Here is a 20,641-nt window from a genome sequence, read left to right on the forward strand (position 1 = left end):
AGTTTTTTAAGTTTTATAACTTTTATAGCAATTTTTTTCTACTAATCTCTATCAAATATTGTTCTCCACCTTCTGCGCTTATTATATATTCATTATTGTTTACTATTTCAAAACTACAACTTGGCATTGATATTCTTCTAAAAACCTCCTTTTCTTTATTATTAACAGGAATCTTGTCTTGTAAGTTATTTTCCTTTAACTTGTGAACCACAACTTTATAGATATCTTTACTAAAATTTAACTTTATATCTACTTTATGATTAGAACACTGACATTTCTTAAGTAAAATAAGAATCGCATAATCCCCATGTTCATCTCTAGTTATCAAATAATCATTATTATACTGAACAACTTTACTTTTAAGCATACTCAAAAAACTATAATAATAATATAAAGGCGTTTCTATGCCACTTTTTGAAATTAGATCTTCCATAGAAAAACTCTCTATTAAATTTTCATTTTCTCTAATACTATTCAATAAATTTCCATACTTATACCATAAATTCTGATTATCAAGAACAATATCATTAGCAATTTTACAATTACTAAAATTTATAGAATATAATAAATCCCTATCTTTTAATGTATAACTATCATACACTGGATTATCACTCTTTAAAGCAAATCCTAATTTAGGTATTGATTTAGTAACTTTTAATTTATCCAGTTCCTCAATATCTATATTTAAACTTTCACCATACTTAAGACTCTTATAAAATGCAAAATAATCCTCTATATTTTCCTTAATGATTTCATTTATATGAGTTTCCTCTAATGAAAATTTAACATTACCATTATCTTTAATTTTATACATCTTTCTATATTCAGTTGGAGTATGCCTAAAGGTTTCCTTAAAGCTCTTAATAAATGCTCCTGCATTACTAAATCCCACAAGTTCACTAATTTCATTTATACTTTTATCAGTCATTAAAAGCACATATCTTCCTTTATGAGCTCTAAAGTCTTTCACATATCCACTTAGTCCACCAAAATTCTCTTGGTTTAAAAGACGTGAGATATAATATTTGCTTAGATTTAATTCCTCTGAAATACTATCTAGAGTAATCTTTCCATTATAGTTTTCACTTATATATCTAGCAAATTTATAATTTCTTATACTAGTTTCATCATCTAAATTACTATATTTCTTAAAAAATTCAACAATTCCAAACTCATTAAGAATTAAGAGTATAAGATTCTGATAATAGTAATTTATTCTATCTTTGTAGTTATTTAATACTTCAAAGCCCACTTCATCTTTAAGACCCTTTTTGTATAAATTATTTATAATATAAATCCTTAAAAGATAATCTCTTACCTCTTTCACTGCATCCTTTTTTCCTTCAAGATATTCGCTAGTACAAAGATAGTCATTATCAACCAAACTTTTTATATATCTACATCTAAACATTTCACCATAAAGACCACCATGAAGTTTCCTTACTAAACCTTCATTTATATTAGCAATCAATACTATATTATCTCCATTAACGTTTTGTATCTTATGAATATCTTCACTATTAAGTATATAAAAATCACCTTTTTCAAGCACATACTTATGATCAACCTTATGCATCTCTACTTTACCATCTATTATGTACACCAACTCAATGCTTCTATGACAATGATATGAATCTTGTACAATATTTAAAAATTCTACATTTATCTTAATATCATCATTAATAAATTTTACTTCTCTCTTATACATACTACCACCTAACTATTTACACCATATATTCCAATAAGTACATTTTACCATAAAGTTAGTACTATTCTAAATAAAATTACTTTTAATAAAAATTAACCTTATTTTATATTTCTTAAATAATAATTAAATCTTCTATTCCTTATTTACTTATATTTGTAATAATTTTATAATTAAATAAACAATTCTTTTTATATATAAAATCAAACTACGTTATTAATTTAAAATTGAAAGGAGTTAAAAATGATAATTCTTTATTGTGGGCTAAAGCAAAAGTATTTAATTTCACAAATAGAAAAATTTAAAATAAATGAGCAACACGTTTTTAAATTTATTAAGAAAGATACTCACAATAATATAAAATTATATTTTGATACAATTTTAGAAGATGATGGAGAAGCTTGTCATATTATGAAAAATATTATACTTAGAAGTGATTTTGGGCAAATCCTATTCTTTAACATAGTGTCTTTCGATGGCGAAAAAATAACTTGGTTCCATTAATACACTTATTTTAAAATAAATTAACTAATTCTATGATTCATAATTAATAATATAAATTTAGCAAAAAGAAAAGGTATAACAGGAAAAATTGTTATACCTTTTTATATTAAATATAATTCTTCATCATCTTTTATCGTTGCTACAATCCTAACATTACTAAAAATATCCAGAATTGAAGGTTCACCATCTGTCTTTTCTTTCTTATTATAGCTATCATCGCAATTACATACTCTAGGGAAGCTATTTAGCCTAACGCAATTTCTACCATAATTTATATACTTTTTAAAGCCTCTTCCCCGCTCTCTTTCGTTATACAACAGCATTACCTCCTTTCAAAAACAACTGCAAAACAGAAATATAACCTGCATTATTTATAATTAGTGCCTCTAAATAGTTTTTATAAATACTATCTCTTATCTTACAATCACATTTTATATGTATTGTCAGTATATATTTCTTATGAATAGATTTATAAAAAATATATTCATAAACATTTTCATCATCTAAGAATCTACCAACCTTTTCAGATAACATAACTTTATTACCATGTTTATGACATTGTACTACATATTTATCATCTTCATCAATAGAAAAACTGTGATTATTTTTGATAATTCCTGCAGTAGCTATCTGATTAATTCTATCTCCTTGAGCTTCAAATATAGTAGCTCCTAATGTTTCAGACTTAATTAATTTATATCCAGAATTAAAAACCTCCACTAATTTAGCAAGAAAAGGATTATACCTTTCTTTAGTTTCTCCATAACTATCTAATGCTATTCTTAAAAGCTCTTTTTTATTCTCTAATACTGTATAGTCCTTAATTTTTTTCCTTTTTTCTATATTCATCAATGTATTTTTTATATTATCTATAGCTTGAGAAATAGCTGCTTTTTTATTTGGATGGTTAATATCATAATAATTAAGTTCAAATCCTTTTAAATAATCGCATAGAGCACAATCAGTAATGTTATTAGGCATTAACAATGAAAATCTTCCTATGCCTAAATTTCCTATTAATAATCCAATTAAAAACATTATATTTTTATCCTCTAAATAATTTTCTGTTACAATCACTATACCAAAATCTGACTCATTTAATTGATTAACCAATTTATCTAATTTATTTTGCATTGGCATTGACAATAAGTGTTTTTCTAATACAGAATAAGATATATCTTTAATTTCTTCCTGTAGAGCTCTTGCATAATCATCTCCATTATTAGAATAAATAATAAATACTGTTGTTTTCATACTATTTCCTATCTATCTTGCCTAAAATAAGAATCTGCTCTTCTATAGATGAGCACGCTATCTCTAATGCAGCTTCAACATTAGGATGAGTTGAATCATACCTTTCTGGATTAAACCCAAACAAATCTGTAGGTAAATGCAATTCTACTCTATCAGGTGCTAAATAAAAAACTCTCCTTCTGCCAATTCTTCCTATAAATAAACCCGTCTCAAATAAAACATTATCTCTTACAATAGTATATGCTTTATCTCTTATTTTTGATATATCATCTGGAGAAAATACAAAAATGGCAAAATCAAAAATATCTAATGCCTCTATTAAACTTTCTAATGCTGTATTTGATGGCTTAAATATACCTTGCGCCCATGTCTCACAATAACATGAATATTGCAAGCTTTTCTGAATAGTCTTTGCAATATTAATTGATTCAACTGCCGACCCAATAAAAACCCTAGGTTTATTATTAATAGTCATAATATCCCCTCCATAATCACTATATAATATTTATATAATATCACACAAAGGTATTTTTTTCCATTTCTTCTCTTAATTTTAATATACTCTTTATATGATTTTTTATGCTCTTGATAGTGAGTTATATTAATATCTAATCTTTAAAATTCATTTAATCCTATACTATTCATGTTGATATATTCCTTATTCGTAACATAAAATTTAAAAAATTGAAAAGAATAATCATATATAAGAAATTGTTTATTAATTTCTTATAATCAATATCTAGAATATTTCTATCTAATACTTAAAAAATTTATTTTAGTAGGAGGCTTTTGAATGAAAAAAAATAATAAAACTACATATAAATACTCTATTAAACCAAAACCACAATTATTTAATATGCTTATAGGGCTTTTATTATTATCATTTATTATATCTTTTGTACCAAATAAATCTACATATAATCTATATTCTAATCTAACTACAGTTCCTATTGATGATGATAATGAAGCTCTTGAAATCACTGATGCTTCTGCTCAACTGGGAAAAGAAAAAGGAAAAAAAAATATTTTATTCATTGGCTCTGATGAAGGTACAGTAGACACGCATGGTAGATCTGATTCTATGATACTAATTACTATTGATAGGGATAATAAAAAAATTAAAGCAACCTCTTTTATGAGAGATATGTTAGTTACTATTCCTGACTTTGGTGAGCATAATCTTAATCATGCTTATGCTTATGGTGGTGCTGAATTACTAGTTAAAACTTTCAATTACAATTTTGGTTTAGATATAAAAGATTATGTAAAGGTTGATTTTAAAACCTTTATAAAGATTATAGATAAATTAGGTGGTATAGATATAGATATACAATCTAATGAAGTACAGGTTACAAATACTTATATAAGAAGTATTAATAAATTTAATAAATCATCCTCGTCTGAACTATCTGGTGCTGGACTTCAAACTTTAAATGGAGTTCAAGCATTAGCTTATAGTAGAAATAGATTTGTTGGAAGTGATTATGGCAGAACTAATAGACAAAGAAAAGTATTACAGGCAATAACAACAAAGTTCTCTCATATTGACTATGTTGAAATTGTAAAATTTTTAGTTGATGTATTACCTGAAGTAACAACAACTTTAAACATAGCTGAGATAAGTGATTTGACAGCTTGGGCTGTTATAAATAGAGTCAATACTTTACAAGGTACATATCTCCCTAAATTAGAAGAATCTCAACATATTAAAACAGATGAATATCATATCGTCGTAAATAAAGAAGCTTTTAAAAAAGAAGTGCAAAATTATATTTTTTATGATAGATAAAAACAAAGCTAATCAAGTATTTAAATCTTAATTTTTCTAAATAAAAAAACTCATTCAAATTATAGGAATGAGTTTTTTTATTAATAAACCATAAACTAAAAATAGTCTATGGCTTATTAAATATTTTAGATCACTGTATTTACTAATTATTATAAGCTTTCATTTGATTATTAATATGTTCCTCACAAGAACGCATCGCTAAAATTGTTTCTTCAAGTAACTTATCTAATTCAATGCCAAGCATCTCTGCACCTTGCTTAATTACGTCACGTGAACATCCAGCCGCAAACTTTTTATCCTTAAATTTTTTCTTAAGACTTGAAAGTTCCATATCCATAACACTCTTAGATGGACGCATCCTTGCAGCTGCACCAATCAATCCTGTAAGTTCATCTACTGCAAATAATACTTTTTCCATTTGATGCTCTGGTTTAGGTTGTTCTTCTAAACAAAGTCCGTATCCATGACTAGCTGCTGCCCTTATTAATCTTTCATCCAAACCATGTTCTCTCATAATCTCTTGAGTTTTACTACAATGTTGTTCTGGATATATTTCAAAATCTAAATCATGAAGCAACCCAACTATAGACCAAAATTGTGCTTCATCTCCATACCCCAATTTTTCTGCAAAATATTTCATAGTGGCCTCAACTGTTAAAGCATGTTGAATATGAAACTCCTCTTTATTGTATTCAGTAAGTAGCTTCCATGCTTCTTCTCTTTTTAACATAATAATCTCCTCCTTGTATACTTATAAAATATAATATCACAATAAATTTGTATTAAAATATTTTACCTTTCTACCCTTTAAAGTCAATGTACATTGAATCTTCTAAAAATTAATATAAAATTTCTTCATTTTCTTGTGTAGTTTAAGTAATTGTTATATAATATATTTTACGAATGTAAAATATATTATATGTTAATTATATTTTACTTTTGTTATTTATATTTGTCAATATAATTATAGGAGGTTATACCCTAATGAACATAAATTCTATTATTGCAGAAAACCTAAAATCACTTCGTGCTGAACGAAATCTTAGTTTAGGTCAACTTGCCGAATTATCTGACATCAGTAAAGTTATGCTATCTCAAATTGAAAAAGGTGATACTAATCCAACTATAAATACTTTATGGAAAATAGCTAATGGATTAAAAGTTCCTTATACTTCATTACTTGAACAAAAAGAACATAATACTTGTATTATAAAGAAAAATGACATTGAAGCTCAACTTTCTGAAGAAGGGCACTATCGTGTGTATTGCTACTATACTAATACACCCTATCGTAATTTTGAACTTTTCCAAATTGAATTGGATGAAGGCTATTCATATAAATCCGTAGGTCATTCTAAAAAATCAGAGGAATATATTATGATATTAGAAGGAGAACTGACATTACAAATAAATAATGAAACTTATAAACTAAGTCCTAATGATTCAATTAGTTTTCCAGCTTATACCAAACACACTTATACTAATAGCGGAAAAGGAACCTTAAAAGCTACGATAACAAATTTTTATCCTGCCTAATAACTAGGCAGGATATTTTATCTATACTTTGAACTCATCAACCTGGAACATCATATCATGAGCCATGTCTCTTAAACTTTCAGCCGCGTTTGACACCTCATTAGTTACAGCTGTTGCTTCTTGTGACGAAGCCGCTATTTCCTCTGATGAAGCACATACCTCTTCTGATAAAGCTGATACATTTTCTACTATATTTAATATGTTATTCTTTTCCTCATTGATTTTCTTTGCTGACTTACTTACACCTTCAATTTTAGGAAGTACATTATCTACAGCTCCAATAATATTATTAAATACATCTATAGTTGAATGTATAATCTTTGTTTGATTATTTAACTCTCCATTCATTACCTCTGTATTATTTACAATACTATTTGTTTCTTTTGAAATTCCGCCAATAAGCTTAGTTATCTCATCTGAAGAATTTTTACTTTGCTCTGCTAGTTGTCTAATCTCATCAGCCACTACGGCAAAGCCCCTACCACTTTCTCCAGCTCTTGCGGCCTCAATTGCTGCATTAAGTGCAAGCAAATTAGTTTGTTCTGCAATACTGTTTATTAAATTAGTTATATCATTAATTTGTTTTACATTAGATCCTAAAGAAACTATTTCATTTGCAAAATCCTTAAATCTATTACTTATATCTGTAACAGATGAACTTAAGTTCTGCATTTTATCTCCACTTTCGCTAGCCATGTGATTAATTTCCTTAGAATTTTCATCAATATCATAAATATCTTTTACTATACCTTCAATTGCATCTCCAAAATTCTTTAATGAATTTGATATTCCTACAAGCTCTTGAGCTTGATTAGTAGTTCCCTTTGCTATATCTTCAATAGCGCTTGTGACATCATTAGAAGAAGCTACTATGCTTCCTGCTGATGTAAACAGCTTGTCAGTTTCATTGCTAACACTAATAGAATTGTCTTTAACATTTGTAAGCATATCTTTCATAGAGTTTTGCATTAACTTAATAGAATTTGCAATTCCTCCTATTTCAGATGCATCCCTTAAATACATATCTGGCATTTCCTTTGTGAAATCTCCTTGCCCAAGTATCCCTAAGTGGAGCTCAAAATATCTTATAGGTTTTGTAATTTTGTTTGCAATATTAATACATAATCCAACAACTATAGCTACAGTTAATATTAATATGCCAATCATAATATGTCCTATATGCTTTGCAGTTTTTGAAAATTCACTAGTATCAAGTAAATACACATAGTTCCAATTTAATTTACCATTCTTAGACTTATATAAATTAACCAAATACTCCTTACCGTCATCCATCTTTTGAGTAATTGCTTTGTCAGGAACTTTACTAATATCTTTTAATCCATTAATCTTTAAATTTTCTATTTTCTTATTTATAAGATCTTCATTTTTAGGATGAGCTATTATATTTCCAGCATTATCTGCTATAACAACATAGCCATTTTCTCCTATCTTAATATTCTTTATTATAGATGATAACTTGTTAAGCTTAACATCTATACCAACTACACCTTTTACATTTTTATTTGAATCTTTTATTGTTGAAATAATAGATACTGCTATATCACCAGCTGAAGTTACATAAGCATCAGTTACAACTACTTCATCCGGCTTTGCAATTGCAGCCTTATACCAATCCCTTGTTCTTGGATCATATCCATCTTTCCTAGGCTTAGCAGGATATTGAATATATCCTCCATTCTCTGCTACTCCAACATCTATAGTCTGAATTGCTTCGTGAGTTTTAGCTATATTTTCAAATGTCTTATATATCTCTGCTTCATAAGCATTATTCTGAAGAGGCGTCATCTCAACTTCTCCATTTTGACCTTTCTTATCTACATATGACGTTATTCTTGAGTCAGCATTTGAAATTAATTCCGAATTTGCGAGCATATTAACATTTTCTTTGATTGTATTTATATAATTATTTAGCTCGTCATCTACTAAATCCAAATTATTAGTTGCAGTAGATATAAAATCCTTTTGTGTCTGATTTGATATAAACAAATAAACTATAATATTAACTGAAACAATTGCTACTAAAATTAAAATTGAAAATGCTATTATAAGCTTTGTTTTTATACTGTTTTTTGATATTTTAACCATTGTAAACCTCCATCTCTTCCTTCGATATTTTAATACAACACCTGTATCTTTTTATCACTTTAGTTAATTAAATTAAAACTCTATATCACTTAAGGCATCTTCAAAAATAATGAAAATATTTTTGAAAGATGCCTCATTAATAAATTTTTAAATCCTAATTAAATCTCTTTAAAATTATATAAATTTTTTATGCAATAGGAGCCATAAGTATTTTTCCTGTTCCACGATACACATTAACAAAACCTTCACCTGAAACAGCCGAACCAATTAAGCTTTTACTAGATTTTTCAACTCTAAAATCTAGTGAGCTAGACCAAGCTATTGCGAAGTTCCCATCAATTCTAATTTCATCATTTTCTAATTCAAATTCTATAAGTTCTTCTCTTGGAACAGGACTTTCTAATACAGCTATTCCTTGACCTTTAAGACATAAATTAAATAACCCTTCTTTTCCTAATACTGCTGAAGAAAGATTTGTTCTAGCTACTACCTTTTGTTGAATTTTTGATTCACAAGCAAGGAAAAGTCCATCATCAAGCACTAATCCATCCCAATCTGAAACTTCTTCAAGTAGAATATGTTTATAAGTAGGTTCTAACATTAATAATCCTTGACCTTCATATTTAGGTTTAATTGCTGATTCTTTTGTTACCTTAGAAGATAATGCCTTTCCAAATAAATCTCCAATTCCCTTAACATCTGCCGCCATCTTAACTGCTCCTGCAGTCCATTGCATCGCTCCTGCACTGATTGTATATGCATTTCCATTTAACTCAATTAGAACTTGTCTCTTTCTAACATTCATTTCAGAAGCAAAATATGCTGCTACTGCATTTCCAGTGTCTACACTTAAATCCTTTATATATTCAAAAACTTTAACATTTCCTTTTTGCTCTATAATTTTAATATTCTTATTATCATAAAGATTTTTGTATTTTATCATCTTATCTCTCTCCTATAAATTCTTATTATTTTTTATGATATCTACGATTCAAAGTAAGTGTTATATACTTGAACAACTACTTGACTCACTAGCTTTGTCCTAGCATCAAATGAAATACTAATTTCTACATTGTCAACTGTGTATTTTAAAATTGCTATGCTTCCATCAGGTTCTTTAAAATCAGAAACTTCCTTAGTTTTTTTAGACATAACTTCTTTTACTGCATCTATTCCCATACCATTAAAATTAATTCCATCAACTAAAATCTTATCATATTTATGTTGGATTCCTTGTGGAGTATCATTTTTAAATTTCATAGTATATTCACTAATAATACAGTCTTTATACTCTAAACTATCTTTTGTATTGTTTACAAAACTAATATTACCTAAGCTATAGCCATCTTTATGAACATATGCAAGATAATATGTCATTTTATCAATCTTCAATCCATCTATGCCGTTTTTTAAGGTACCATCTGTTGCTACTAACAATCCTCCTTTAATTAAATCACTTACTTTTGATTCCCCTACTTTAAACTCTACGCCTTCAACCTGTACTTTAACTGGCTTAATTTCTTTTAATCTACTTCCTGGCTTTGAACTAGAACATCCAATAAAAGATATCAAACTAATAATAAGTATTAAACTGAATGCTATCAGCTTTTGTAATCTTTTTATCATTTACCCCTCCATACTTTATAATAATAACATTTTTGTAATATAAATTACATATTACTAATATTCGGCACTCACTTACAAAACTTTACACTACATTCATACTAAAAAGAATCTTATAAAATTCATAAATAATATATAGAAGTAAGTTATTATGAAATAAAGAAACCATTTCATATGAATATTTTCTTTTAAAAAGCTTATAAAAAATCCATAGATTAAAAATTTTTTAATCTATGGATTCTAATATATTTTATAGTTTTATTTCTAAATTCTTAAAATTACTTCTTCTAATTTAATTCATTTATAACTTTTATTATTTACAGGTCTTTAAACACGCTAATTCATCTTTAGTCATAAAAGTAATATCTGTAAGTTCAATACATTGGGCTAATAATTCTTTGGCCTTGTTACACTCTTCGTTATCTTTAATATTATCCAAACATTTTTCAGCCTCTCTAATTTTTAAATACACCAACTCCCTAATGTCCTTTTTTTCCTTCATAAATTCCTTAAAAAATTCATCCTTTTCTAACAAGATTTCTTCCTCCTTTGTTTTTAAATGTTTTTCTAATTATTTTTCAAAACTTTCAGACTTATATATTTTTTGAAATAAATATAAAGTATTTCTATTTTTATATTATGTATTTATGCTTTTACAAAGGTGGTCTATTAATATCAGATTTATCAAACTTTAGGCTGGTTATATTCTTTATAAATATAGAAAAGATTTTTTATTTTTCTACATTAACTATAACACCCTATATTTATTTAATCAATAAACTTTATGTTAATAATACTCGTCTTTTCTTCCTAAATCTTAATATGGATAAACATATTCATTTTTGAATTTTTCTATATTTTCTATATTTTCACCCATAATTATAGCTGTCTTATTCCCCTTATTTTTACCTATTCTTATAGTGCCTTTTACTTTCTATTCACACATTCTTATCAAGCCCTGAAAGTTTATTACAATAACATTTAAATATTTTATTATTCTTAATGAAATGTATATTTTTATTAACAATAACAAAATATTAATACAGAGAGGTGAATATTATGAAAACAAAAAGATTTTTAATAATATTTCTAATATGTATATTTTCATTTGGGAATATTGCACAAGCACTACAAGTTCCATTATCAAATACTTTTAAACAAGGTATATACCCTCTACCAGCTGATCATGACGGACATTATCGTAAGGTTAAACTTATAACTCCAGATAAACCTGTTAGTATATCGATAATTGATTCTAATGGCTCACAGATACTTTTTATGAATATTTCTAATGCAACTTATACTTTTCAAATGGGACCTATAAAGAAAGGTGAAATTGTAATCATAACTGGTGAAGGCGAAGTATCTATAGAACATTAAAATTATATATATAATTCTTTATTTATTGAAAACTCCTTATCATGAAATTCATAATAAGGAGTTTTGTATTTTTCCATTTTTATTTTAAAGCATCTTTTAGCAGTTTATTAAAACTAACACATGGATTTGCAACACCAATAACTTTGCCTTTATTCTTCATAGACCCTATATTAAGCCCTACAACCTTCCCTGCACTATTTAGTACAGGTGCTCCACTAGTAGCTTTAAGTTCTAACTTATCATTTTCATATTCAAATGCCAATTTAGAATCAGTTGATTCTACAACTACTGCTTTATGTAACTTCTTATCTTCTGGTGCTCCCCCATATACAGATGCTGCTAACCATACTGTTTCTCCTACCTCCGGTAACATATCATTAATCTTAAGTGGAGATAAACCTGAATTTTTATCTGAAACAAAGGCTGCGATATCCTTACTTACATTAGGAGAAGGTTTAGCCTCAGGTATTAAAATTGTTTTTGTCGCACTTCCACATGCTTTACTAGTAAAAGCATCACTAAACACAGCACCTTTCACATGATTAGGTAATTCTGAAGATACAATATCCTTTTCTAATCCTCCATTGGGACCAAAAAGGTGTAAAGCCGTCAAAACAATTGGATTTTCTTGTCCTTCAACTTCAACAGAAAAAGATGTACCTGCATTTAATTTTATATCATCAACGTAAAAACACGCTCTTAATACGCAATTATTAGCTATTACTGGCTCTTGAACATTTGTATTATCTTTTACATCTTTGCTAATAGCTGCTTTACTACTTTTACAAGCAACAAGTGAAACTAAAATTACTAAACTAGAGATAACAACTATACATTTTTTCATTAATCTCATTTTAAAAATCCCCTAACTAATCTTTTTATCATTTAAAATATTACTAATATTAATTATATAATACCCTATTTTCTAATTAAAAAAGTTTTATAAATAAATTTTATTATAAAACCTTTTTAAAAATAATTAATAATTTTCTAAATAATTTCATAAAAACTTACTATAATTATAAAAACTAATTATAGTAAGCTTTACTTCTAGAACTCCCTTTCAAATATCTGTATTTTATCTTTATCTTCAAAATCCTTTAAAGAAGTAATTCCTAATTTATTAAATACTACATCTAAAGTATCACTATGAGTTGCTATTTTTATTGGAGAACCATAGGCATACTCATTTACTGCATCCTTACCTTTGTCAGCTGGAATAAGAGCCTTTGGTCCACCTACACAACCGCCTTCACATCCCATACCTTCAACAAAGCTAGCTTTAACTTCTCCCTTTAAGGCTTTTTCAAGCAATTCTTTACAGTCTTTTATTCCATCGGCCTTTACAGATGAGAAATATTTATGCTTATTAGGATAAAGTTCTTCTACCATATCTGATACAGCTTCAGAAACACCACCTGTACGAGCATATAAACGACCTCCTCTTGCAGTATAATCTTTTGATGGAATTCCTTCTAAAAATTCAGGTTTAATATCTAGAGCTTTAAATATATTTTCCACCTCTTGGAATGTTAATACAAAGTCTATGGCTCCTACAATATCTTTATCTTTTGCTTCAGCCTTTTTAGCAATACAAGGACCTATAAAGACTACTTTAGCATCTTCATTTAAAGATTTTATTACTCTACCTGCTGCTATCATTGGAGATACAGAAGGAGATAGATTAGGTACTAAATCCTTATAAACTTTTTTTAGCATACCTACCCACATAGGACAACAACATGATGTTATCATAAAATCACTTGGGCTGTTTACATGTTTATCAAATTCCACTGCTTCTTTTATAGTTAACATATCAGCAGCAAATGCCACCTCAATCATATCTGTAAAACCTATCTCTATAAATGCAGCTCTTAACTGATCCATAGTTACATCATCACCAAATTGTCCCATAATAGCTGGAGCTACGGCAGCTATAACCGTCTTATTATTTTTTATTAAATCTGCAACAGGTAAAAATTCTATCTTATCTAATATTCTTCCACCCTTACAAGCACTTACGCATAGTCCACAGTTAAGACAATTGTCAGTATCAATCTGAGTTGATTTACTTTTTTCATCATATATAATGGCATTGAATGGACATGCCGCCTGGCAATTAAACTTCTTATCCTTATCTGGAGGACAATCAGTAACACAACCATCTAGTTTCTCTATAAGTCTTTTATTGACTGAATAATGAGTTATAGCTTTCTTTAAATTATAAACATAATCATTATCAAACTCTAACTTCACACCGCAAATAGAACATATTATTGCGAAAGTTTCTTGAGGAGACTTTTCATGGCAAACCATTATTTTTTCTAAAGCATCCTCGAAATTGCCATTATAATAAGCTTTTACTAAAGTATCAAATAAATCATAATATTTTTCATGCATTAAAATATCCTCCATCTTAAATTTTTAAATTTGTATTTAGTATGTACAAATTTTAAAATAATATAAGATACCTTCAGCCACAACTTAGTTTATGATAAAATAGCAAAAAACATAACCAAAATCATAGTTTAATCATATAACAGATGTTAATATCAATCCATGGGTACAACTTTTCTTCATAAAAACCCTGAAGACGACCATAAGCAACCCAGCATATATATTAAAATATAATTTTAACTTAATAACAAAGTTTCAATCTCTTTAAAATCTTCTATATGGTAATCAGCATATTCCTTTAATATATTAAGCTGCTCCTCATCTCTTTTTAATAGATAACTTGTTAATATAGTTTTCATTCCTAATTCCTTTGCGCTCTTTAATTCGTCAGAGCCACCATCACCAATAAAAATACATTCCTCTGACTTAACCCTCATTCTATTAAGTGCGATATTATAAATTTCAATTTGAGGTTTTAGATAACCTACTTCACATGAAAATATTGCATCATCAAATAAATTATATAGTGGAGACTTGTCCCAATACCTTACATCAATAACATCTGCATTGCTTATCAAACATAATCTTTTTCCGTTTCTCTTTAGTTTTGATAATGCCTCAATAACTACAGGTGATATTTCTAATAGACATTGTTTAAATCTTTCTTCTCGTAAAGTTAAAATTTCATTTTTATCAATATCACTAATTTCTATTTTCATTTTTTTAATAATATCTTCAATTATTTTCATATTCACTTTTTCTTTTCCTGTTGCTCTTTTTTCATATAAATCTTTATCTTCTGCGTAGATTTCCCACTCTTCCTTTGTTATTTTTAGAACATCATTTTCATTTCTTAAATCATTATATCTTGGTGTTACGAGTGTAAAAAATAAATCAAAAAATATAACATTTATATTATTCTTCAAATTAAATCACCACCTTTTTATTAATAGTTATATTAATTAATTATATGTTTGTGCTCTTGCCTATGTCTCAATATCTATAACATTAAAATTTATATTAATATATTTTCTCAAACCGCATATCAATTAATATGCCTTATTTTATAACGACATCTTCACCCTAAATATACCATTATTTGTATAAAACCACAAATAATCACAATTCATTGTAATATATAATTTCAACTCACATTGTAAAAATAATACATAAAAAAGGTGTTATATCCATTGATATTTAACACCTTTTCTTTATCATAATAAATTTTCTTATTAAATTTAGATATAAATTATTTCTACTCCTGAAAAACTAACATTACCAACTAATGTTAAAGTATTTGTTGTTATTTGGCCACTTCTATTTTTCTCACTAACAGCTCCTAAAAACACATTAGTTTTATCATCAATATTCCAAGTTTTAGGTACATATAATTCTATTCCCGAAAAAGAAGCATCAATCATAACTGTAGCATTATTACCACTCATAATTGCATTATCAAAATATACTTTCATAGCTCCAAAAGAACAGTCGAAATGCGCTTGTTCAAATTTATCTGTATTTATATATTTAATACTAGCTCCAAATGAACTTTTAAATCTAACATGACTTTCATCTTCAATATTAATTTCTTCAAACTTATAATCATCATTATAGTTTTTACTAATCCATTTAATACGTTTATGGAAAATCATAGAAAAACCAATACTACCAAGTAACGCTGCAATTAAAACAGTCCAAGGTGTAATCTGTGTGATTCCTAATTCTTTATTATATATTATACAAATAAATGCAATAGGAAATAAAATACCTACAAAATTAAGACGAGTTAAACTCTTCACAATAACTACTACTAAAAAAATTGTTAATAATAAACTAAATACATTAACACTAGGAAAGTATCCAAGTTTACTTATAATCAAAAATATGCCTCCTAATACAAGCAAAAATCCCCAAAAAATTCTTTCTTTTTTCATATCATTTCCTCTTTTCTAATAATTTAATTTTTAATGGTTTATAATAATATCTTGAAACATATACCTGTTTGTGAGTATTTTGAAATTCAACTCTACTTGATGATGATAAACTACGTGTTATAGAGTAAATATGATTTGTATTTAAAATCGTTGATTTTGAAACTCTCATAAAATATCCTGGTAATGATTCTTCAAGTTCATAGAGTTTATACTTGACATTATATATATTATCAACGGTATGTGCACAAATACCACTTTCTTCAGTTTCAAAAAATAAGATTTCTTCTAAAGAAAGATAATACTCAGTATCATCTCTAAAAAAAGTTATACGCTCCTTGTAGGATAACATATCATTAAGCATAGCTTGAATATTTTTAACTTCTTCATTTAGATTACTACACCTAATGATAACTTCATTTTCTTTAATATTATTATCTACTTCAATTCGTATCCTCATATTTTCACTCCCCACATTTTTTATTATATTAATTGTCTTTTTTATTGTAAATACAAGAACAGTAAGTGGTTAGTTATGGCTTGTAAGTGGTATATTTTTATACATATGTTACACCTTATCTTATTAAATTAGTTATATGACATAAAAATAAAAAGTGCTTAATCCTCACAAGATTAGCACTTTTTCTGTTTTAATATACCTTATTATATTTTTTTATTGTTTGTTTCAATTTTCAAAAATATTTAATTACTTTTATTTTCTAGCATTGATATGCAAAAATAATGCTTTAATAGATTCATTACCTGAAACTACTTATATTCATCAAAAATTTTCATTCTATTTTCTGTAAAGCAGCTCTAATATCTTTATACACCAATCCTTGCATACTTTCTTTGTATATCTCCACATCCGCTTTTGATAAAGCTTCTCTAATACAAGGTACTAAATCCTGTTTATATTCCGCAATACCTGGCAATGACTTAATACATTGTCTTGCGGTAATGGGTTTTTCATCTAAAATATGTTTCAAATAGTTATCAATAATTTCATCAATCTTATTATCTACATCCCATTTTGCATTAGCAGATATTAAAATAATTCCTCTTGTTCTAACATAAGAATTAGTAGCCTCCATCATCTCAACAAACTTATCAAAAAACTTATAAACATCACTTGAGTATTTACTCTTTTCTTCTAAGGTCTTCAAGCATTTATATGCCATATTATTATCTTTTGAATATAACATTTCAATTAATTCCTCAATATTATTCATATTATCACCTCACATTTTACAACAAATAAATTACTAGTTATCTAAAAATTTAAAATACTTCTTTTCTTATTATTATAACTCAGCTTTACTATATTTTCACAACAAAAAACATATCTATCTTATATGCAAAAAAACATGCCTAATCATGAAAAGATTAAGCATATCCTTTAATTAATTTCTTATTAATTTAATGTGTAAAAATATTTATTCTTTATAGATTATTTAAGTTTTATAGTATTCTACCTCATTTTCTAATTTCTCTATTGACCTTATTGTTATTATCCCTGATTTATACTCTAAAATTTCTTCTTGGACTAATTGATTTATTATTCTATTTATACTTCTAATATTAGAGCCTACACCTTCCACTAATAAATCTTTAGTAATGCCTAAATTATTTTTATAAATCGTGTTTAATATGGTGTACATAACTCTATATTTTAAAGGATAAAATGCATTTATGCTTTCCCTTTTACAACAATCATAGCTTCTTTCTGCAATCAGCTTACTAATAAATAATGAAAACTTACTATCTAGCTCCATCCATTTGATAAACCCTTCTTTGCTAATCACTAAAACTTCACAACATGACATTGTCTCTACTGTTGTAACTACTTTTTTGTCAATTAAGGCTTCTAACTCACCAAAGATAGTGGGTTCAGAATCAATATCCTCTAAATATGTAGTTCCTGTAAAATCCGTGTGATATGTTTTAATCTTTCCTTCTAATAATATATAAACATAATTACACTCTTCATTTTGAATTAATAATTTTTCTCCAAAATTAACTTTTATATTCTTTAGCTCTTTTTTAATTTCATTTGGACAGTTATTTATAAAATTTATTAATTCATAGCTTTTCATATAATACATCACCCATAAAAATATTCTATATTGTTATTTTATTTTCTCCTTGTTCTTTATAGCTTGAATGCCATTCTAATAATCCTGCAATTGATAATATTAATTGTATTGCTACTAGAATTAACATTACGTAATATCCATTTAGTATATATATAATTATAAACAACACGTCGCTTAATATCCACAAAATCCAGTTTTCATATAATTTTTTACTTAACCAATATTGAGCTGCTAATCCAAATACAGCTGTTAAGCTATCTAACACAGCGTTTTGAGCATGAAGTATATTAATTTCTACATATCCCCAAGCAACCCATGCCACTAAGATAACTGCACTCCATATTATTTGTCCTTTTTTAGTTAAACCTGATGTTACAACATTATCTGCGTTATCTGAATTTTTAACCCAGTAATACCAACCATATATGTTAAATCCAACTTGGCAACATGCTAAAATGGCTAATGCATACAAGCCTGTTTTATAATATATATATAAATATGCCAGTACTGTAATAATCCCAAAAATAAAGTTTGATACCTTTTCCTTTGATAATAACCATACGTTTATTATCCCCATTACTGATGCAAAGATTTCAACAGGACTTGATCCTATCATATATCCAACAATTAAACAAATTGCACATGCTATTATTGCAAATATTGAACTACTAGTGTATTCAGTACATTTTCTTGCAAAGTTCATAATTAAAATCCTCCCTAGTTTATTATTTAATTTTTTAACTTAAATGTAAACATAATTAATTAAAACATAGTACTTAATTAAAATTCTTTTAAAAACTCACTTACTATAGCTGTACATTTTTCAGCTATCCCTTTAAAGTTTTCTAAAACTTCCTGATGACTTATTTCTGCATCTGAATATGCAGCTGCTAAACATGGTACCCCTGAAAATCCTAAAACCTTAATACCAGAATGATTAGCTACTATTACCTCTGGAACAGTTGACATTCCAACAACATCAGCACCTAAAGCTGCTGCCATTAAAGTTTCAGAAGCTGTTTCATAGCTTGGTCCTGGGAACATTGCATATATTCCCTCTTTAAGATTTATATTTAACTTTTTAGCAATGTTTTTAGCTTTTTCTCTTAGTTCCTTATCATAAGGATACGCAAGGTCTGGAAATCTGTCTCCAAACTCTGCTAAGTTCTCTCCTCTTAATGGATTCTCTCCTGTAAAATTCAGATGATTCTTGATTACAACTAAATCCCCAGCTTCAATTGATTCCTTAGCTTGGCCAGCGCAATTAGTTACAATAAGTGTTTCCACTCCTAAAAGCTTCATAACTCTAATAGGCAATGTTAACCTTTGCATTGAATGCCCTTCATAGTAATGGCATCTTCCCTTCATAGCCACAACTTCTTTGCCATATAACTTACCAATAATTAAAGTTCCTTCATGACCATCTATTGTAGGCACTGTAAAGTTAGGTATATCCATATATTTATAATACTCAGCTTCCTTTATTTCATTTGCTAAGTCACCTAACCCACTTCCTAAAACTATACCTATTTTAGGATTATACTTACTCTTAGATTTTATATATTTATATGCTTCGTCTATTTCTTTTACTAAATTCATACCAATTCTCCTCAACATGTGTTTATATTACATGTTCATTATCAAATATATAGTAAATGTTTTCAAGGACATTTGTCCAAGAGTTATATCCATTAAAAATAGGACTTACCTTTTTACAGTAAGCCCTACTTTTATTGATTTTACATCACTACTTTTAACTTATACTATATTACTTATCATATATATTTTTTTCACCCATTGTCTAAAAAATTATAATTGTTCTTCTGTATGAAAATAATGCTCTCCATTTTCCATTACTTGTAAGCTACAATCAAAGGATTTCGCAAATTTAGATACAACATCAAATTCACATAAATTATCTTCTGAACCATAAATAATTGATGTTTTCTCATTCCAAGTAGTAATCGGATGTTCTTTCACATAACAATAGTAATCCCAATAAAGTGCGTGTCCAGTTGGTGTTGGAATTTCTTTCTCTACTTTTAGCCTATCTTCACTTATGTTAAACCAAGTCATCATATTGTTTATAATACGCTTCATATCTACTACTGGTGAAAGAAATAAACATTGTCTCAATACTTCATTGCTATATGCTAATAAAGTAAAATATGCCCCCATACTACATGCAAATACACTTATATTATTTGATAAAGATTTAGCATAACTCATTATAATATTGAGGTCCTTAACACAATTTTGAACTTTACAAGCATAAGTTTCATTAAACCAAACAATTAATTAACCTTGTAAAAAATAATAT

General features: G+C 27.3%; 22 protein-coding genes and 1 pseudogene. 4 read left to right on the forward strand and 19 right to left on the reverse strand.

Going from position 1 to position 20,641, the window contains the following annotated elements; genetic code table 11:
• Nucleotides 1-22: 22 nt before the first annotated feature.
• Complete coding sequence (locus BUB01_RS06240) at nt 23-1,708, reverse strand: AraC family transcriptional regulator (protein WP_072985845.1); 1,686 nt, start codon at nt 1,706-1,708, stop codon at nt 23-25.
• A 240-nt stretch (nt 1,709-1,948) separates the two neighbouring features.
• Here BUB01_RS06240 and BUB01_RS06245 point away from each other — a divergent pair, with 240 nt between their 5' ends.
• Complete coding sequence (locus tag BUB01_RS06245; RefSeq protein WP_072985846.1) at nt 1,949-2,209, forward strand: hypothetical protein; 261 nt, start codon at nt 1,949-1,951, stop codon at nt 2,207-2,209.
• Between the two features lie 101 nt (nt 2,210-2,310).
• Here the strand turns inward: BUB01_RS06245 and BUB01_RS06250 are convergent, their stop codons facing one another.
• The 3 genes from BUB01_RS06250 to BUB01_RS06260 are packed head-to-tail and all read right to left on the reverse strand — an operon-like array spanning nt 2,311 to nt 3,938.
• The gene (locus BUB01_RS06250; protein WP_072985847.1) at nt 2,311-2,526 is read right to left on the reverse strand and encodes a hypothetical protein; all 216 of its coding nucleotides are present in this window, start codon (nt 2,524-2,526) and stop codon (nt 2,311-2,313) included.
• Entirely contained in the window at nt 2,519-3,463 is a 945-nt protein-coding gene (locus BUB01_RS06255) for a TIR domain-containing protein (protein ID WP_072985848.1), read from the reverse strand. The genes BUB01_RS06250 and BUB01_RS06255 overlap by 8 nt, the downstream gene beginning before the upstream one ends.
• A gap of 1 nt (nt 3,464) precedes the next feature.
• On the reverse strand, nt 3,465-3,938 hold the full coding sequence (locus tag BUB01_RS06260) for a nucleotide-binding protein (RefSeq protein WP_072985849.1): 474 nt from the start codon (nt 3,936-3,938) through the stop codon (nt 3,465-3,467).
• Nucleotides 3,939-4,256: 318 nt separating this feature from the next.
• Between BUB01_RS06260 and BUB01_RS06265 the strand changes: the two genes are divergently transcribed.
• Nucleotides 4,257-5,252 (forward strand): LCP family protein, encoded by a 996-nt coding sequence (locus BUB01_RS06265; protein WP_072985850.1) that lies wholly within the window; start codon nt 4,257-4,259, stop codon nt 5,250-5,252.
• 142 nt (nt 5,253-5,394) lie between these two features.
• On the opposite strand, the gene BUB01_RS06270 is transcribed toward BUB01_RS06265, so the two are convergent.
• Nucleotides 5,395-5,982: a hydrolase gene (locus BUB01_RS06270; RefSeq protein ID WP_072985851.1), complete on the reverse strand. Its 588-nt coding sequence runs from the start codon at nt 5,980-5,982 to the stop codon at nt 5,395-5,397.
• 254 nt (nt 5,983-6,236) lie between these two features.
• On the opposite strand from BUB01_RS06270, the gene BUB01_RS06275 reads away from it, so the two are divergent.
• The gene (locus BUB01_RS06275; RefSeq protein ID WP_072985852.1) at nt 6,237-6,788 is read left to right on the forward strand and encodes a helix-turn-helix domain-containing protein; all 552 of its coding nucleotides are present in this window, start codon (nt 6,237-6,239) and stop codon (nt 6,786-6,788) included.
• 21 nt (nt 6,789-6,809) lie between these two features.
• Here BUB01_RS06275 and BUB01_RS06280 read toward each other — a convergent pair whose 3' ends face one another.
• The 4 genes from BUB01_RS06280 to BUB01_RS06295 all read right to left on the reverse strand — a co-directional run bounded on the left by BUB01_RS06280 (nt 6,810) and on the right by BUB01_RS06295 (nt 11,052).
• Nucleotides 6,810-8,894 carry a methyl-accepting chemotaxis protein gene (locus tag BUB01_RS06280; RefSeq protein ID WP_084108441.1) on the reverse strand — a complete coding sequence of 695 codons (2,085 nt, stop codon included), beginning with the start codon at nt 8,892-8,894 and terminating at the stop codon, nt 6,810-6,812.
• A gap of 187 nt (nt 8,895-9,081) precedes the next feature.
• On the reverse strand, nt 9,082-9,837 hold the full coding sequence (locus tag BUB01_RS06285) for an AIM24 family protein (RefSeq protein WP_072985853.1): 756 nt from the start codon (nt 9,835-9,837) through the stop codon (nt 9,082-9,084).
• Nucleotides 9,838-9,878: 41 nt separating this feature from the next.
• Nucleotides 9,879-10,520: a hypothetical protein gene (locus BUB01_RS06290; RefSeq protein ID WP_072985854.1), complete on the reverse strand. Its 642-nt coding sequence runs from the start codon at nt 10,518-10,520 to the stop codon at nt 9,879-9,881.
• A 310-nt stretch (nt 10,521-10,830) separates the two neighbouring features.
• Entirely contained in the window at nt 10,831-11,052 is a 222-nt protein-coding gene (locus BUB01_RS06295) for a hypothetical protein (RefSeq protein ID WP_072985855.1), read from the reverse strand.
• A gap of 524 nt (nt 11,053-11,576) precedes the next feature.
• On the opposite strand from BUB01_RS06295, the gene BUB01_RS06300 reads away from it, so the two are divergent.
• The gene (locus BUB01_RS06300) at nt 11,577-11,897 is read left to right on the forward strand and encodes a hypothetical protein (RefSeq protein WP_072985856.1); all 321 of its coding nucleotides are present in this window, start codon (nt 11,577-11,579) and stop codon (nt 11,895-11,897) included.
• Nucleotides 11,898-11,976: 79 nt separating this feature from the next.
• Here the strand turns inward: BUB01_RS06300 and BUB01_RS06305 are convergent, their stop codons facing one another.
• The 10 genes and pseudogenes from BUB01_RS06305 to BUB01_RS06350 all read right to left on the reverse strand — a co-directional run.
• Nucleotides 11,977-12,750, reverse strand: a complete 774-nt coding sequence (locus BUB01_RS06305) for a serine protease family protein (RefSeq protein WP_084108444.1) — start codon at nt 12,748-12,750, stop codon at nt 11,977-11,979.
• 197 nt (nt 12,751-12,947) lie between these two features.
• Nucleotides 12,948-14,297, reverse strand: a complete 1,350-nt coding sequence (locus BUB01_RS06310; protein ID WP_072985857.1) for a [Fe-Fe] hydrogenase large subunit C-terminal domain-containing protein — start codon at nt 14,295-14,297, stop codon at nt 12,948-12,950.
• Nucleotides 14,298-14,530: 233 nt separating this feature from the next.
• A complete protein-coding gene (locus BUB01_RS06315) occupies nt 14,531-15,220 on the reverse strand; it encodes an HAD family hydrolase (RefSeq protein ID WP_072985858.1) in 690 nt (229 codons plus the stop codon).
• A gap of 312 nt (nt 15,221-15,532) precedes the next feature.
• A complete protein-coding gene (locus tag BUB01_RS06320) occupies nt 15,533-16,228 on the reverse strand; it encodes a LiaF transmembrane domain-containing protein (protein WP_072985859.1) in 696 nt (231 codons plus the stop codon).
• A 1-nt stretch (nt 16,229) separates the two neighbouring features.
• Nucleotides 16,230-16,685 carry a LytTR family DNA-binding domain-containing protein gene (locus BUB01_RS06325; protein WP_072985860.1) on the reverse strand — a complete coding sequence of 152 codons (456 nt, stop codon included), beginning with the start codon at nt 16,683-16,685 and terminating at the stop codon, nt 16,230-16,232.
• A 331-nt stretch (nt 16,686-17,016) separates the two neighbouring features.
• Nucleotides 17,017-17,457, reverse strand: coding sequence for a SufBD protein (locus BUB01_RS06330; RefSeq protein WP_072985861.1), 441 nt, complete (start codon nt 17,455-17,457; stop codon nt 17,017-17,019).
• A gap of 222 nt (nt 17,458-17,679) precedes the next feature.
• Nucleotides 17,680-18,321, reverse strand: a complete 642-nt coding sequence (locus BUB01_RS06335; protein ID WP_072985862.1) for a Crp/Fnr family transcriptional regulator — start codon at nt 18,319-18,321, stop codon at nt 17,680-17,682.
• A gap of 25 nt (nt 18,322-18,346) precedes the next feature.
• Nucleotides 18,347-19,024 (reverse strand): nicotinamide riboside transporter PnuC, encoded by a 678-nt coding sequence (pnuC, locus tag BUB01_RS06340; protein ID WP_072985863.1) that lies wholly within the window; start codon nt 19,022-19,024, stop codon nt 18,347-18,349.
• 77 nt (nt 19,025-19,101) lie between these two features.
• The gene (locus BUB01_RS06345) at nt 19,102-19,920 is read right to left on the reverse strand and encodes a purine-nucleoside phosphorylase (RefSeq protein ID WP_072985864.1); all 819 of its coding nucleotides are present in this window, start codon (nt 19,918-19,920) and stop codon (nt 19,102-19,104) included.
• A 210-nt stretch (nt 19,921-20,130) separates the two neighbouring features.
• A pseudogene (locus tag BUB01_RS06350) lies at nt 20,131-20,601 on the reverse strand (alpha/beta hydrolase); the annotation flags it as partial.
• Nucleotides 20,602-20,641 lie beyond the last annotated feature (40 nt).

Source organism: Clostridium cavendishii DSM 21758 (genome assembly GCF_900141845.1).
GTDB classification, from domain to species: Bacteria; Bacillota; Clostridia; order Clostridiales; family Clostridiaceae; genus Clostridium_AG; species Clostridium_AG cavendishii.

Coding starts and splice junctions, on each gene's coding strand:
- BUB01_RS06255 (WP_072985848.1), bottom strand. CDS start 3,463: ATGAAAACAACAGTATTTATTATTTATTCTAATAATGGAGATGATTAT.
- BUB01_RS06265 (WP_072985850.1), top strand. CDS start 4,257: ATGAAAAAAAATAATAAAACTACATATAAATACTCTATTAAACCAAAA.
- BUB01_RS06345 (WP_072985864.1), bottom strand. CDS start 19,920: ATGAATTTAGTAAAAGAAATAGACGAAGCATATAAATATATAAAATCT.
- BUB01_RS06285 (WP_072985853.1), bottom strand. CDS start 9,837: ATGATAAAATACAAAAATCTTTATGATAATAAGAATATTAAAATTATA.
- BUB01_RS06335 (WP_072985862.1), bottom strand. CDS start 18,321: ATGAAAAGCTATGAATTAATAAATTTTATAAATAACTGTCCAAATGAA.
- BUB01_RS06325 (WP_072985860.1), bottom strand. CDS start 16,685: ATGAGGATACGAATTGAAGTAGATAATAATATTAAAGAAAATGAAGTT.
- BUB01_RS06290 (WP_072985854.1), bottom strand. CDS start 10,520: ATGATAAAAAGATTACAAAAGCTGATAGCATTCAGTTTAATACTTATT.
- BUB01_RS06260 (WP_072985849.1), bottom strand. CDS start 3,938: ATGACTATTAATAATAAACCTAGGGTTTTTATTGGGTCGGCAGTTGAA.
- BUB01_RS06300 (WP_072985856.1), top strand. CDS start 11,577: ATGAAAACAAAAAGATTTTTAATAATATTTCTAATATGTATATTTTCA.
- BUB01_RS06310 (WP_072985857.1), bottom strand. CDS start 14,297: ATGCATGAAAAATATTATGATTTATTTGATACTTTAGTAAAAGCTTAT.
- BUB01_RS06240 (WP_072985845.1), bottom strand. CDS start 1,708: ATGTATAAGAGAGAAGTAAAATTTATTAATGATGATATTAAGATAAAT.
- BUB01_RS06275 (WP_072985852.1), top strand. CDS start 6,237: ATGAACATAAATTCTATTATTGCAGAAAACCTAAAATCACTTCGTGCT.
- BUB01_RS06280 (WP_084108441.1), bottom strand. CDS start 8,894: ATGGTTAAAATATCAAAAAACAGTATAAAAACAAAGCTTATAATAGCA.
- BUB01_RS06245 (WP_072985846.1), top strand. CDS start 1,949: ATGATAATTCTTTATTGTGGGCTAAAGCAAAAGTATTTAATTTCACAA.
- pnuC (WP_072985863.1), bottom strand. CDS start 19,024: ATGAACTTTGCAAGAAAATGTACTGAATACACTAGTAGTTCAATATTT.
- BUB01_RS06305 (WP_084108444.1), bottom strand. CDS start 12,750: ATGAGATTAATGAAAAAATGTATAGTTGTTATCTCTAGTTTAGTAATT.
- BUB01_RS06320 (WP_072985859.1), bottom strand. CDS start 16,228: ATGAAAAAAGAAAGAATTTTTTGGGGATTTTTGCTTGTATTAGGAGGC.
- BUB01_RS06330 (WP_072985861.1), bottom strand. CDS start 17,457: ATGAATAATATTGAGGAATTAATTGAAATGTTATATTCAAAAGATAAT.
- BUB01_RS06270 (WP_072985851.1), bottom strand. CDS start 5,982: ATGTTAAAAAGAGAAGAAGCATGGAAGCTACTTACTGAATACAATAAA.